The 13,164-nt window shown below is 68.1% G+C and carries 13 protein-coding genes; 2 read left to right on the top strand and 11 right to left on the bottom strand.

What is annotated here, in order from left to right; all coding sequences use genetic code 11:
• Positions 1-106: 106 nt before the first annotated feature.
• Positions 107-1,252: a fatty acid desaturase family protein gene (locus ABS88_RS08730; protein ID WP_104959316.1), complete on the bottom strand. Its 1,146-nt coding sequence runs from the start codon at positions 1,250-1,252 to the stop codon at positions 107-109.
• A 118-nt stretch (positions 1,253-1,370) separates the two neighbouring features.
• Between ABS88_RS08730 and ABS88_RS08725 the strand changes: the two genes are divergently transcribed.
• Positions 1,371-2,540, top strand: a complete 1,170-nt coding sequence (locus tag ABS88_RS08725) for an N-acetyltransferase (protein WP_076073949.1) — start codon at positions 1,371-1,373, stop codon at positions 2,538-2,540.
• Positions 2,541-2,550: 10 nt separating this feature from the next.
• Here the strand turns inward: ABS88_RS08725 and ABS88_RS08720 are convergent, their stop codons facing one another.
• From ABS88_RS08720 to ABS88_RS08675, 10 genes are all read right to left on the bottom strand, one after another.
• A complete protein-coding gene (locus tag ABS88_RS08720) occupies positions 2,551-3,414 on the bottom strand; it encodes a class I SAM-dependent methyltransferase (protein WP_104959315.1) in 864 nt (287 codons plus the stop codon).
• A gap of 35 nt (positions 3,415-3,449) precedes the next feature.
• Entirely contained in the window at positions 3,450-4,220 is a 771-nt protein-coding gene (gene xth, locus ABS88_RS08715) for an exodeoxyribonuclease III (protein ID WP_076073945.1), read from the bottom strand.
• 40 nt (positions 4,221-4,260) lie between these two features.
• The gene (gene erpA, locus ABS88_RS08710; protein WP_067108208.1) at positions 4,261-4,602 is read right to left on the bottom strand and encodes an iron-sulfur cluster insertion protein ErpA; all 342 of its coding nucleotides are present in this window, start codon (positions 4,600-4,602) and stop codon (positions 4,261-4,263) included.
• A gap of 87 nt (positions 4,603-4,689) precedes the next feature.
• Positions 4,690-5,328 (bottom strand): M23 family metallopeptidase, encoded by a 639-nt coding sequence (locus ABS88_RS08705; RefSeq protein WP_243469475.1) that lies wholly within the window; start codon positions 5,326-5,328, stop codon positions 4,690-4,692.
• A gap of 171 nt (positions 5,329-5,499) precedes the next feature.
• A complete protein-coding gene (locus tag ABS88_RS08700; protein ID WP_076073942.1) occupies positions 5,500-6,291 on the bottom strand; it encodes a ferritin-like domain-containing protein in 792 nt (263 codons plus the stop codon).
• Between the two features lie 33 nt (positions 6,292-6,324).
• Positions 6,325-6,792, bottom strand: a complete 468-nt coding sequence (locus tag ABS88_RS08695) for a peroxiredoxin (protein WP_076073941.1) — start codon at positions 6,790-6,792, stop codon at positions 6,325-6,327.
• Positions 6,789-9,494, bottom strand: a complete 2,706-nt coding sequence (locus ABS88_RS08690) for a bifunctional [glutamine synthetase] adenylyltransferase/[glutamine synthetase]-adenylyl-L-tyrosine phosphorylase (RefSeq protein ID WP_076073939.1) — start codon at positions 9,492-9,494, stop codon at positions 6,789-6,791. Before ABS88_RS08690 ends, ABS88_RS08695 begins: the two co-directional genes overlap by 4 nt.
• Before the next feature lie 12 nt (positions 9,495-9,506).
• Positions 9,507-11,204: a recombinase family protein gene (locus ABS88_RS08685; protein WP_286749624.1), complete on the bottom strand. Its 1,698-nt coding sequence runs from the start codon at positions 11,202-11,204 to the stop codon at positions 9,507-9,509.
• A gap of 76 nt (positions 11,205-11,280) precedes the next feature.
• Positions 11,281-11,487 (bottom strand): hypothetical protein, encoded by a 207-nt coding sequence (locus tag ABS88_RS08680; protein WP_058815449.1) that lies wholly within the window; start codon positions 11,485-11,487, stop codon positions 11,281-11,283.
• Complete coding sequence (locus ABS88_RS08675) at positions 11,474-11,704, bottom strand: helix-turn-helix transcriptional regulator (RefSeq protein ID WP_058815450.1); 231 nt, start codon at positions 11,702-11,704, stop codon at positions 11,474-11,476. The genes ABS88_RS08680 and ABS88_RS08675 overlap by 14 nt, the downstream gene beginning before the upstream one ends.
• Positions 11,705-12,444: 740 nt before the next feature.
• Here ABS88_RS08675 and ABS88_RS08670 point away from each other — a divergent pair.
• The coding region (locus tag ABS88_RS08670) for a ParB/RepB/Spo0J family partition protein (protein WP_286749622.1) at positions 12,445-13,164 on the top strand (720 nt) is incomplete at its 3' end.

Genomic DNA, 13,164 nt, shown 5'->3' with positions numbered 1-13,164 from the left:
AGAAGGGATAATTGCCAACCTGATCCGGGGTCCGTTCACGCAGCGCTGAAAGAATGGATCCCGGATCAAGTCCGGGATGACGAACAGGGGCCCGAACCCGGAAATGCTATGCCGCCGCTCCGCCCTTCGCCGAACCCGCCACCAGATTCATCACCAGCTTCGGCAGGCTGCGATAGTTGGCCCGGTGATATTGCGAATCGGCTGGCAGCGCATCCTTCAGGCGGCGGTGCGCCTCGGGCAGCGCGTGATAGGGGACACCGGGCAGCAGGTGGTGCAGCGCGTGATAGCGCAGGCCAACCGGCGCCCACAGTTCGGGCAGCAGGCCCGGCGGCGGGACGTTGACGCTGTCGAGGAACTGCGCGGTCACGGTCAGCACCGCGCCGTCATTTTCCCACAGATGCGCGACGAGGGTGCGGATCTGGTTGAGCACGATGCTCGCCGCGGCGATCCCACCGAAGATCAGCAGCGCGCGCAGCGGCACCCAGCCGAAGATGCCCGCCGCGACCAGCAGCGTCGACCAGGCCCAGGCCCCGCCCTCCTGCCACGCCCACTGGCGGCGAAACTCGCCCTCGGGCGACTTGCGGCGGAACAGCGGGTTGATGATGAGGCCCGAATAACGCTCGCGCACCACGCGGCGCAGCGGCGGGATCAGGAAGGACAGCGGCGTCAGCACCGCATAGCGGAAGACGAGCGCGACCGGCGCAAAGGCCGCCGCGACGACGAACAGCGGCACCGTCCACGGCTTCATCAGCGCCAGCGGCAGATATTCGGGGTCCTCGACCGTGCCATATTTGGTGCGGTTGTGGTGCAGGCTGTGGATGCCCTCGTACATGAACGACGGGATCAGCAGCGGCACCCCGATCAGCAGGTTCCAGACAAGGCGGAAACCCGGCAGCGTCTGCTTGCGGATATGGGTGATCTCGTGGATGAAGCTGCCCGCGCGATAGAGGGCGAGCACCGCGACGAACGCCGCCACGAGCATCCACGGCGTCGAGGGCGCAAGGATCGCCGCCGCGACGCCGGCGTAGCCGACAAAGGTCGAAGCGAGGAAATCGGCCCAATAGATGCGCGCGTTCGGCTGCACCAGGTCGCGCGTCAGTTCCGACGCGGCGCGGATCATCGCCATGTCGTCGGCGATCGCCGACTTGGGCGCCCTGGCGGCATTCGCCGGCGCCTCCATCGGGCCGGCATTCGCCGGCGGGGACGCAGGCGAGGTCGCGATCCGATCGGCGGAAGGATTGATCGTCGTCATAACGCGGTCTTCACCATCTTTTCGTGGCAGCATGATGGCCGAATGCGGGTCGCCAGCGCCACGCCTATGCCTTATTGGCTCGCCAGACATATAGGCACCATCATCCGGGAAACCACCCATGAGCGCACATCCGGCCGGCCCGGTCACGATCCATCCCGTCGAGGGGAAGCACGACAAGCGCGAGTTCGTCGAGCTGGCCTTCCGCCTCAACCGCGGCGATCCGGCGTGGGTACCGCCGCTGAAGGGCGAGGTGTTCGCCCTGCTGACGCCGGGGAAGAATCCGTGGTTCGAGCACGGCAAGGCGCAATTCTTCCTCGCCCGGCGCGACGGGCGGACGGTGGGGCGCATTTCGGCGCATATCGATTTCCTCGCGCTCGAACAGCCCGCCGAGCAGGGCATGGGGCCCGGCACCGGCAACTGGGGCCTGATCGAGGCCGAGGATGCGGAAACCGCGCATGCGCTGATCGTCGCGGCCGAGGATTGGCTGCGCAGCCAGGGCATGCACCGCGCGCTCGGGCCGCTGTCGATCTCGATCTGGGACGAGCCCGGCCTGTTGGTCGAGGGCTTCGACACGCCGCCGACGATCATGCTCGGCCACAACAGCCCGCTCTATCGGGCGTGGATCGAGGCCGAGGGCTATCGCCCGGTCAAGAAGCTCATCAACTATGCGGTCGAGATCATCGACGGCTTTCCGCCGCTGGTGAACCGCATCGTCGCGGCGGGCGAACGGAACGAGCGCATCCGCATCCGCCGCGTCGACAAGCGCCGCTTCGATGCCGAGGCGCGGCTGATCATGGGCATATTGAACGATGCCTGGTCGGACAATTGGGGTTTCGTGCCCCTGACCGACAGCGAGATAGCCTATATCGGCAAGAAGCTGAAGGATATCGTGTTCGAGGACCTGATCCGCGTCGCAGAGGTCGACGGCGAGGCGGTTGCCTTCATGATCGTGCTGCCGAACATCAACGAACCGCTGATCGACATGGACGGCTCGCTCCTGCCCTTCAATTGGGCGCGGCTGCTCTGGTGGCTGCGGAAACCGAAGAGCCGCCGGCTGCGCGTGCCGCTGATGGGGGTGGTCAAGCGGCTCCAGAACAGCCGCATGGCGAGCACCCTCGCCTTCATGATGATCGAATATATCCGCCGCGACGGCGTCGCGCATTATGGCGCGCAGCAGGGCGACATCGGCTGGGTGCTCGACGACAATCAGGGGATGAACGCGGTCGCCGAGGCGATCGACGCAACCGTCAACCGCGTCTATCAACTCTACGACAAGCCGCTGGCCTGACGCCGCGCGGTCAGGCGGCGGGATTGCGCGCGGTGACGATCCACGCGGCGCCGTCGATCAGCACCGACTCCTCGCCTGGCCGTTCCGCGAAGGCCGCCCGCACCGCGTCCGCCGCCTGCGCGCGTATCGTGTCGGGCTGATCGGCGAGCGCGCGCGACAAGGGGCCGACCTGGAACGCCATCTCGACCGCATCGTCGAGCGCCGCCGCGCGCGTGGTGCCGCGGCCGAAGGGGACGAGATGATCGAACGGCGCGAGGGCGACGTCGACGAAGCCCGCATCGGCCAGGATGCGCTCGACGCGGCCACGGTCGCCGAAGGAGAAGGGGCCGGGCGCCTCCGGATCGGGCGGCGGAGGCGGCGTCACGATGCCGCGGATCGCGCCCATCGGCAGGCGCACCCAGTCGTTCTCGGCCGCCGTCCGCCAGCAGACGAAGGCGAGCCGTCCGCCGGGCTTCAATGCGCCGCGCATATGCGCGAACGCTGCCGCCGGGTCGTCGAAGAACATCACGCCGAAGCGCGAGAAGAGCAGGTCGAACGCCCGTTCGGGCACGGTGCCGCTGCCGGCATCGGCGATCTCGAAGGCAACCGGCGCACCCGGCGGCAGGCAGGCGCGGGCGCGGGCGATCAGCGGCTCCGAAATATCGACGCCCAGCACCCGGCCCTGCTCCCCGACGCGCGCGGCGAGCGCGAAGCTCGTCGTTCCGGCGCCGCAGCCGATGTCGAGCACCTGCTCGCCGGCCCGGGGCGCCGCCGCCGCGATCGCCGCGTCGCCGAAGGCCGCGAGCATATGATCGAGCCGCGCCTGGTTGGCGACCCAGCGCTCGCCGCTTGGACCGTTCCAGTCGGCGACCTGATAGCTGTTCTTCGCGGTCATTCCGATCTCCTTGCCGCCGTGTCGGGGTGATGCTTCTATCGGAACAGCGCCCAGGTCGGCGCGTGGTCGCTGGCTTTCTCGCGCCCGCGATAGTCCTTGTCGACCTGCGCGTCGACCAGCCGGTCGGCCATCGCGGGGCTGAGCAGCAGATGGTCGATGCGGAAGCCATGATCGCGCTGCCAGCCGCCCGCCTGATAGTCCCAGAAGGTCCAGACGTGCCCCGCGGGGTGGCGGCTGCGCAACGCGTCGGTCCAGCCGTCGCCGAGGATGCGGAACCAGGCGTCGCGCGAATCGGGCTGCATCAGCGCGTCGTGCGCCATCGCGCGCGGGTCCCACACGTCGTCGTCGTGGGGGATGACATTATAATCGCCCGCGAGCACGGTCGGAATCTCGGCCGCCAGCAGCGCCTTCGCCCGCTCGCGCAGCCGCGCCATCCAGCGCAGCTTGTAATCGAATTTCGGTCCCGGCTGCGGATTGCCGTTGGGCAGGTAGATCGACGCGACGCGCACGCCGCCGACGTCGGCCTCCAGATAGCGCGACTGCTCATCCTCTTCCTCGCCCGCGAGACCGCGCTGGATCTCGACCGGCTGCGTGCCGCGCGCGAGGACCGCGACGCCGTTGAACCCCTTCTGCCCATGATAGAGCGCGCCATAGCCCGCGCCCTCGATCTCTGCCGTCGGGATCGTCTCGTCGCTCGATTTCAGTTCCTGAAGACAGACGATGTCGGGCTGCGTTTCGTCCAGCCATTCGACGAGGCGCGGCAACCGCGCCTTGATTCCGTTGATGTTGAAGGTTGCGATCTTCATCGCGCCGCTATGGCAGGAAGCCGGTCGCTTAGAAAGGGCCTCAGACCGAGAAGCTCGACCCGCAACCGCAGCCCGAGGCGGCGTTGGGATTCTCGACCTTGAACGACGATCCGCCCAGCGAATCCACGAAATCGACGGTGCAGCCGCGAATCAGGTCGATGCTCACCGGATCGACGACCAGCTTCACGCCGTCGGTCTCGGTCACGACATCATCGGCCTCGATGCTGTCGGCGAGGCCGAAGCGATAGGTGAAGCCCGAGCAGCCGCCGCCGTCGACGGCGAGGCGAAGCGCGGGGAGCGCGCCCGCCTTGCGTTCGGCGATCCAGCGGATGCGCGCCGCGGCGGCGGGCGACAGGGTGATATCGGACAGGGTCGAGGCCATATCGGCAAGATAGGATGTTCGGCGCAAATGAAAAGGGCGCCGCGACCTTATGGCCAGCGGGCGCCCCTCCTCTCCGACCCATGAAATTCAGTCTTCGGGACCACCCATCGCAAGATGGTCGCCCGTCAGCGCGGCGATCGCCATCGAATCCGAACGGACGAAGGGCAGCGGATTGACCGGCGCGCCGTCGATGCGGACTTCATAATGCAGGTGGTTGCCGGTCGAGCGGCCCGTCGAGCCGACATAACCGACGATCTCGCCCTTCTTCACCTGCTGCCCGGGCTGGACGATGAAGGAGGACATGTGGCCGTAGCGCGTCTGGATCGCGTTGCCATGCTCGATCTCGACGTAATTGCCGTAACCGCCGAGGCGCTGGGCGCGGCCGACGATGCCGTCGGCGGTCGCATAAATGGGGGTGCCGTGGGGGGCGGGAATATCGATGCCGTTGTGGCGCGCGACGCGGCCGGTGATCGGATGGACCCGCATGCCGTAGGAGGAGGAAAGCGACATCTGCTCGATCGGGCGGCGCGACGGCACGGCGACGCCGATGCTCGCGGCCAGGCCGGTATCGAGGCGCTTCCACGCCTGAAAGAGCGCGCGTGCCTCGCTGTCCTCGGCGGGGGCCGGAACGCCGGCGGTGAAGCTGTCGTCATCGGGTTCGTCGGGAACCACGATCCCCGCGTCGGCGCCGGTTTCGGCGGCGTTGGCCGCCGCGGCCGTTCCCATCAGGGCTGCCGCACCAACAATCAGGCCATGGTGAAACTTTTGCGCCAGTGAAGCGTTCAGCACGTATCGACCCCGCATCTGTCCTGTCGCCAGCGGTCAGGCCGCTGGTGCCGGTTGTTCTTGTGGATGGGATGCAATCCCTGCCCGCGAGGGGTTCTGCGTGGTCGATCCTTACGAAGCAATGACCGCGTAGTATTCTTGCGTTAAACCGGCATCGCGGCGCGCCGAGTCGTTGAACGGCGGCTTCAACACCCCCCGAAATCGCGATTTTACGAGGCTTTGCCACGTCGCCGCCGGTCCGAATCCCCGTTCGGCGCACAGCCAGTTGAACCAGCGCGTGCCCGCCGACACATGGCGGATCTCGTCGGTATAGATGCGCGACAGGATGCGCGCCGACGCCTCGTCCCCGGCGCCGCGGAACCGGTCGATCGTGGCCGGGGTGACGTCGAGCCCGCGCGCTTCGAGCACCATCGGCACGATCGCGAGCCGCGCCAGCGCGTCGTCGGCGGTCGCCTCCGCCGCCTCCCACAGCCCGGCGTGCGCGGGCAGCGCGCCATAATGGCTGCCGAGGCCGGCAAGGCGCCGGTCGAGCAGCGCGAAATGCATCGCTTCGTCGGCAGCGACGCCGATCCAGTCGTCGACGAAGCCGCGCGGAAACGCGCCGCCGAAGCGCCCGACCAGATCGACGGCAAGGTCGATCGCGATGAATTCGATATGCGCGAGCGCGTGCAGCATCGCGATGCGGCCGCGTTCCGACCCGCCGCCGCGGCGACGCGGCATCCGGCCGGGCGCCAGCAGTTCGGGCCGCTCGGGCCACGCCGGCCGGTCGGGCATGGCGACGTCGCAGCGATGGACGAGCTCTCCGCGCCGCCAGGCCCGCGCGAACCCCCGCGCCGCGCGGCGCTTGGCGTGCGGGTCCGCGGTCAGCAGCACCGCGCGCGCGGCTTCGCCGAGCGTGGTCACGTCCTCAATTCCGTCCGGTCGCGCGAAAGGCGGTCACAGCGCCTTCGCCGCCTCCAGCACCGCGTCGGCATGGCCCTTGACGCGCACCTTACGCCAGACCTTCGCCAGCTTGCCGTCGGCGCCGAACAGGAAGGTCGATCGCTCGATCCCCATATAGGTGCGGCCGTAATTCTGTTTCTCGACCCAGGTGCCGAAGGCTTCGCACACCGCGCCGTCCTCATCCGAAGCCAGCCGGACGGTCAGCCCGTATTTGTCGCGGAACTTGCACAGCTTCGCCGGCGCGTCGCGCGACACGGCCAGTACCTGCGCGTTCAGATGCGCGAAATCGGGCGCGAGGCGGGTGAAGTCCTGCGCCTCGGTCGTGCAGCCCGGCGTGTCGGCCTTGGGATAGAAATAGACGACCAGCGGCGCGCCTTTCAGACGGGCGAGGTCGATGGTCGCGCCGTCGGCACCGGCCAGCGTCACGGGCGGGATCGCATCGCCGATCGAAAGTCCGCTCATCCTTGCTTCTCCTGCTGCGGCGGGCGAATCGAGGCCCACCAGTCGGCCACCTCCTGCCGTGCCGCGTCATGCGCGGCAAGCAGTTGCGGCCAGCCCGGCTCGCCGCAGGCGCTGGCGACGAGCTGGCGCGCGGCGGCGGCCGGCGGCTCGCCCGCGGGGGCGGTGAGGCGCAGCATCACCAGCATCCGCGCGAGCAGGTCGTGCGCCGCACCGATCCCCTCCGGCGCCAGTCCCGCCGCCGTCAGGCAGGCGAGCGCTTCGCCGATGCGGGGATCGTGACAGCGGCCGCCGGCAAGCTGTGCGACCTGCATCGCGAATTCCAGGTCGACGAGTCCGCCCGGCCCGCCCTTGATATCGAGCGATCCGGCGGGCGGCTTGTGCGCGGCGATCTTGTCGCGCATCCCGGCGGCATCGCGCGCGACATCTTCCGGGTCGTGCGGGCTTGCCAGCACCTCGGCGACGACGCGCTCGACCGCGGCGCGCGCGGCGTCCGAGCTATAGACCGGCCGCGCGCGGAGCAGCGCCATATGCTCCCACGTCCACGCCTCTTCGCGCTGATAGCGCTCGAAGCTGTCGACGGTAACGACGAGCGGCCCTTGCGCGCCCTGCGGCCGCAGCCGCGTATCGACGTCATAGAGCTTGCCCGCCGCGGTCGGCACCGACAGCGCCGCGGTCACGCGCTGCGCGAGCCGATTGTAATAGGTCGTCGCGCCGAGCGGGCGTGGCCCGTCCGATTCGGCGAGATGGTCGCCGGTGAACAGATAGATGAGGTCGAGGTCGGATGCGTGCGTCAGCGCCCGCCCGCCAAGCCGGCCGAGCGCGAGCACCACCAGTTCGCTGTCGGGGACGCGCCCGTGCGCGGCGACGAATTCGGCGACCGTCGCGTCGGCCAGCACCTGCAGCGCCGCTTCGGCAAGGTCGGCATAGCCGCGCGCGGCGGCGAGCGGATCGGCCGATCCGGCGATCAACTGCACCCCATAGGCGAAGCGCCGTTCGCCGACGCGGTCGCGCACCCGGTCGAGCAGCCGCTCGTAATCGAGTCCCGCCAGCCCCGGCGCCCATTCGGCGAGCAGCCCGTCCTTGTCCATCGGCGCCTCGAACGCGCGCTTGTCGATCAATCCCTCGATCAGTTCGACGCGCGCGGCGAGCGCATCGGCGAGCGTCGGGGCGAGCGACAGGATGCGCGTCGCGACCCGCGCCAGCGCCGGCTGCGCGGCGAGCAGGTGAAAGAAGTTGATCGCACTCGGCAGGCCCGACACCAGCGTGTCGAACCGGCGCAGCGTCGCGTCGGGGTCGGGCGCGGCGCCCAGCGCCCCGACCAGTTCGGGCAGTGCGGTTTCGAGCGCTTCGAGCGCCGCCGGGCTGCGCAGCGCGCGCAGCTTGCCGCTGCGCCATTCGGCGATCGTCCGCAGCGCGGCATCGGGCGGGTCGAACCCCGCAGCCGCCAGCGCCGCCGCCAGTTCGCCGTCGTCGCGCGGCAGGCCGCCCGGCGCCGCGCGCTCGGCGACGAGGCGATCGTAGACGGCACCGACGTCGGCGACGACGGGTTCGAGCGCGGCAAGCAGCGCAGCGCCGTCGGCCAGCCCGTCGAGCCGCGCCACGCCGTCGAGCGCGGCGGGCTGCACCGGCAGGCTGTGCGTCTGCTGATCCTCGACCATCTGGAGCCGGTGCTCGATCCGCCGCAGCACCGCATAATGGCCGGTCAGCCGCTCCGCGACGTCGGGGGCGACCCGGCCGGCGCGGGCAAGCGCGGCGAGCGCGTCGACCGTGGCAGGCACGCGCAGCGACGGATCGCGACCGCCATAGATCAGCTGGTGAACCTGCGCGAAGAACTCGATCTCGCGAATCCCGCCGCGCCCGCGCTTGAGGTCGTAGCCGGGGCCGAGTGCCTGTCCCTGCGCGAAATGGTCGCGGATGCGGTCGCTCATCGCACCGATTTCGCGCAGCTGCCGGAAATCGAGGCTGCGCCGCCAGATGAAGGGCTGGATCGCGGCGAGGAAGCGCTCGCCGAGCGCGCGGTCGCCCGCCGAGGCGCGCGAGCGGATGAACGCCGCCTGCTCCCACGCCAGCGCCTGCGATTCATAATAGGAGATGGCGGTGCTTTCGGGCAGCACGATCGGCGTCACCTCCGGATGCGGGCGCAGCCGCAGGTCGACGCGCAGCACATGACCGTCGGCGGTGCGCGCCGACAAGATCTCGACCATCCGCCGCGCGATGCGCACCGCCGCTTCGTCGGGATCGTCGCGCGACCGGCGCGGCAGCGTCGCGGGGTCGAAGATCAGGATCGGGTCGATGTCGGACGAATAGTTGAGTTCGTGGCTGCCGAGCTTGCCGAGCGCGATCACCGCCAGCCCGCGCGGCGCCTCGTCGGGGACGCGCTCGGCAAAGGCAGCGGCGAGCGCGGCGTCGCAGGCCGCATCGGCAAAGGCGGTCAGATGCCGCGTCGTCGCCGCGACGTCATGCTCGCCCGACAGGTCGCCGAGCGCGAGCAGCAGCGCGATCCGCCCGCGCCACTGGCGCAGGCCGCGCATGATGTCGTCGCCAGGCGCGGGCGGCGCAACCCGCGCGAGCGCGGCGTCGGTCCCCTCGTCCAGGAAACGGGCGACATCGTCGGGGTTGATCTCGGCGAGCCGGGCAAGGAAAGGCGCGTTGGCGGTTAGCCGGTCGAGCGCGGACTGACGGGAGGCGGACGGTGCGGTCATCGTCCGCCGCTATCACCCGTGCCGCGACCCTTTACAAGACGCACGGAATCCCGGCCGCGAGCGATTCCTCAGCCTTTGCCATTTCCGCGAACCCGGGGCCACCGATGTTATAACTCGGGCTTCGGAGTGCGGGTTATCGTTGGCGAAGTCCAATATCCCGATGAGCGAGCCGTGGAGTGTGGCATGAACCTCGCCGCGCTTTGCGCCCGGATGCAGGACGATCTTGCCGACGAGCGATCGGATATCGCTTGAGGCATCAAGCCGGGTTTCGGGGTCTTTGAGCGTGGCGGTGAGCGCCGCTACCTTGCGCTTGTAGATTTCGGCAATGCCGGGATGGACGTCGGGAACGTCGGCGGGCGCCTCGGCAAGGCGCGTGGTGATTTCAATCTTCTCCCGTTCGAGTTCGGCCATCCGCGCTTTCATAGTCGGCTGATACAGCCCATCCTCGATCGCCGCCATGATCCCGGCGATGGCGCGCTCGACCGTCGCAAGCGCCCGCTTGTCGGCATCGACCTGAACACGCTGCTCGCGGTTCTCCCGGTTGATGTGGGCGGCATAGGCGGCAACGGCGGCATCGATCTTGTCAGCCGTGACCAGCCTGTCGCTAATACCCGCGAGCGCTCGGCGCTCCAACTCCTCGCGCCGGATTGTCCGGCCGTTGGGGCAGTTGCTGCTGCGATGATGACCGACGCAGCCATAGCGGTCATCGACGACGATGGCATAGGTGCTGCCGCAGACGCCGCACTCAAGGAGGCCCGAAAGCAGATAGGCGGGACGCCGCGCATTCAGGAGCGCGCGGGCCCGCGCCGCCTCCCTGATCCCGGTATGGCGCTCGGCAAGCGCCGCCTGTTGGCGCTTGGCCGCTTGCCACATCTCGTCGCTGACGATGCGAAGCTCGGGCACCTCGTTCCTGATCCATTCGGATTCGGGATTGAAGCGCGTGACCCGCTTGCCGCTGCCCGGATCGGTGACATAATGTTTGTGGTTCCAGACGCGGACGCCGACATAAAGCTCGTTGTTGATGATGCCGGTGCCGCGTCGCACGTCGCCGCGGATGCTGGTATCGCGCCACGCAAGCCCCTTCGGACCGGGGATGCCATCGGCGTTGAGGTCGCGCGCAATGCCGAGCGGGCTCTTGCCGTCCGCGAACTCGCGGAAGACGCGCTCGACGATCAATGCCTGCATCGGATCGATCTCGCGTTCGCCGCGTACCAGCTCGCCCTCGCTGGTGAGGCGGCGGACCATCCGGTAGCCATAGCCGACCGCACCGGCAGAGAAGCCCTTCTCGACCCGCCCACGCAGGCCGCGATGCGTCTTCTTCGCGAGGTCTTTCAGGAACAATGCGTTCATCGTCCCCTTGAGCCCGACATGCAGCTCGGAGATTTCACCTTCGGCGAGGGTGACGAGCGGCACCCTTGCAAACTGGAGATGCTTGTAGAAGGTCGCGATATCGGCCTGATCGCGCGATATGCGGTCGAGCGCTTCGGCCACGACGATATCGAACTTGCCCGCTTGTGCATCGGCAAGCAACTTCTGGACACCGGGACGCAGGATCATGCTCGATCCCGAGATCGCCGCGTCCTCGAAACTGCCGACAATCTGCCATCCCTCGCGTGCCGCGTGCTCGCGGCAGATGCGCTGCTGGTCGGCGATGGATGCCGGGTTTTGCTGGTCGGAGGAATAGCGGGCGTAGAGCGCGGCGCGGATCATGGCGTCTCCCTTTCGAGTGGCGGGCAGCAGGCCTCCCCAACCGGATAAGACAGTGTCGCGCCCAGAGACCCTAGCGTCAATGCTTTGGCGGGTTTGGCTTTTTCCCGTCCGGCTCATTGTCGTTCGCCGCTTTGCGCGCGCGAATATGCTCGCGGGCGATATGCCGTCCGACCGCTTCGGCGATCCGCGTCAGCGCCACCTCGACTTGAGCGGCGGGCAGAACGGGCGCATTGTCATTGGCGGGAGCGATATTCCCTTTGGGCAGCGGGTCATCCTCGTGCATCGCCGCGCTCCACGTCGTTATCGTTGTCCGGGCGATAGGCGGCGGGGTTGGAAACCCAGCGATCGATCGCCGATTCATGCCAGCCTGCACCATGAATGCCGATCTTCAATTGCGGCGGGAAACTGCCTTCGGCCATCTTGCGATAGATGGTCGAGCGCGACAGGCCCGTGCGGTCGAGGACGGTCTTCAGACGAATGATACGTTCGGGAGAGGGCATGGGGGATTATCTCCGACAGGCGGTGGTTGACGATGCCCCCTGCGAGTAAATCTTGGGCGTGGCCTCTTGCGGCGCAAGCGCCTTTTCGCCGCATTCCAGCACCATCGCACCATAGAGTGCAAAAACAGGCGCTGGCGAACAATGGCGCTCAATCGGCGGCTCCAGGCGCCAATAAGCGACGATAGGAAAGCTCCGAAAAGAACCGGATCGGGTTCTGGCGAAATCGCGGGGTCCGCGATCATGTCGCGATGTCCATTTGCATATCGCCGCATACCTCCTGTTCGGTGGTCTGCCCGCTGTGTGCGACTCTGGAGCACCCCGCCTGACGGGGCAATGGGTGAGGCATTTCAGTGCCGATCATGCCCATTATGATGTCGAGGTGAAGTACTTGGCGTCCCGCCTGCGGCGGTCGCGCTCTATGTCGCTGCGCTCCACCGAGCCGCCGCTACGCGCCGTCTCGTCGGCTGACGCCGTGACGATCGCTGACGCGAAGGGGCCGGAGCCAGGCTCCGGCCCGAAGGTCATCGCGCGTGCCGCGCGATGGCGGTGGCCTCCGGCCGTGCGGTGGGAGCGTCGCTCTCCTCTGAGCCCCGCCCGGCAGAGCGCAACCCCTGCGGGGTTCTCCACTCTGTTCCGACCCTTCGGGTGCGCCCTGCCTTGGTGGCGGGCCTCTCCGGTCGCTCTCGCCGCTCCCCCCGCTCAGCCGGGGCTGCGGTGGTTTTGGAGCTAGGAGAGAAATCATGGATTTCCAGCATATCGAACTGTCGCGGCTTGTCGTGTCGTCCGCCAACATGCGCGGAATCACGAAGAAGCCGGACCTCACGAACATCCTGCCGTCGGTGCGGGCGCGCGGCATCCTCGTACCGCTGATCGTCCGACCGAGCGAAGCGGAAGGCACCTATGAGATCGTTGCAGGCAAGCGGCGCTATCACGCGGCGCTGACCGTGGCCGAGGAACAGGACGGCATCGACCCGCTGCCCTGCGCGGTGATCGAAGCCGGGGACGATGCGGCGGCCTTGGAAGCCTCGCTGATCGAGAATATCGCCCGCCTCGACCCCGATGAGGTGAACCGCTGCGAATCCTTCACGCGGCTTGTCCGTGAAGGGCGGAGCGTCGAGGATATCGGGCTCACCTTCGGGCTGACCGGCTTGCAGGTGAAGCGGACCCTCGCCATCGGCAATCTGCTCCCCCGCATCCGCAATATGTATCGCGCTGAGAAAATCGATGCGGCGACGATGCGGCACCTGACTCTCGCCAACAAGGCGCAGCAGCGCGAATGGCTGGCGCTGGTCGATTGTCCCGAGAAACACGCGCCGACCGGAAGCCAACTCAAATCATGGCTGTTATGCCGAGCTCGGCATAACAGCCATTATGCCGACCGCGTAATTATGCTGAGGATGTCATGCCAATCTACTTTTTGTGCGCGGGTTATGGGTGACGCCGATCGGCATAATCGCGGC

Source organism: Sphingopyxis sp. SCN 67-31, assembly GCF_001725095.1.
The sequence above is the reverse complement of the archived record's forward strand: the minus strand, read 5'-3'. Positions and strand labels throughout refer to the sequence as shown.

Excerpts from the sequence above, each read along its gene's own strand:
- ABS88_RS08730 (WP_104959316.1), bottom strand. The coding sequence starts at position 1,252 with ATGACGACGATCAATCCTTCCGCCGATCGGATCGCGACCTCGCCTGCG.
- ABS88_RS08725 (WP_076073949.1), top strand. The coding sequence starts at position 1,371 with ATGAGCGCACATCCGGCCGGCCCGGTCACGATCCATCCCGTCGAGGGG.
- ABS88_RS08720 (WP_104959315.1), bottom strand. The coding sequence starts at position 3,414 with ATGACCGCGAAGAACAGCTATCAGGTCGCCGACTGGAACGGTCCAAGC.
- xth (WP_076073945.1), bottom strand. The coding sequence starts at position 4,220 with ATGAAGATCGCAACCTTCAACATCAACGGAATCAAGGCGCGGTTGCCG.
- erpA (WP_067108208.1), bottom strand. The coding sequence starts at position 4,602 with ATGGCCTCGACCCTGTCCGATATCACCCTGTCGCCCGCCGCCGCGGCG.
- ABS88_RS08705 (WP_243469475.1), bottom strand. The coding sequence starts at position 5,328 with ATGGGAACGGCCGCGGCGGCCAACGCCGCCGAAACCGGCGCCGACGCG.
- ABS88_RS08695 (WP_076073941.1), bottom strand. The coding sequence starts at position 6,792 with ATGAGCGGACTTTCGATCGGCGATGCGATCCCGCCCGTGACGCTGGCC.
- ABS88_RS08690 (WP_076073939.1), bottom strand. The coding sequence starts at position 9,494 with ATGACCGCACCGTCCGCCTCCCGTCAGTCCGCGCTCGACCGGCTAACC.
- ABS88_RS08685 (WP_286749624.1), bottom strand. The coding sequence starts at position 11,204 with ATGATCCGCGCCGCGCTCTACGCCCGCTATTCCTCCGACCAGCAAAAC.
- ABS88_RS08680 (WP_058815449.1), bottom strand. The coding sequence starts at position 11,487 with ATGCACGAGGATGACCCGCTGCCCAAAGGGAATATCGCTCCCGCCAAT.
- ABS88_RS08675 (WP_058815450.1), bottom strand. The coding sequence starts at position 11,704 with ATGCCCTCTCCCGAACGTATCATTCGTCTGAAGACCGTCCTCGACCGC.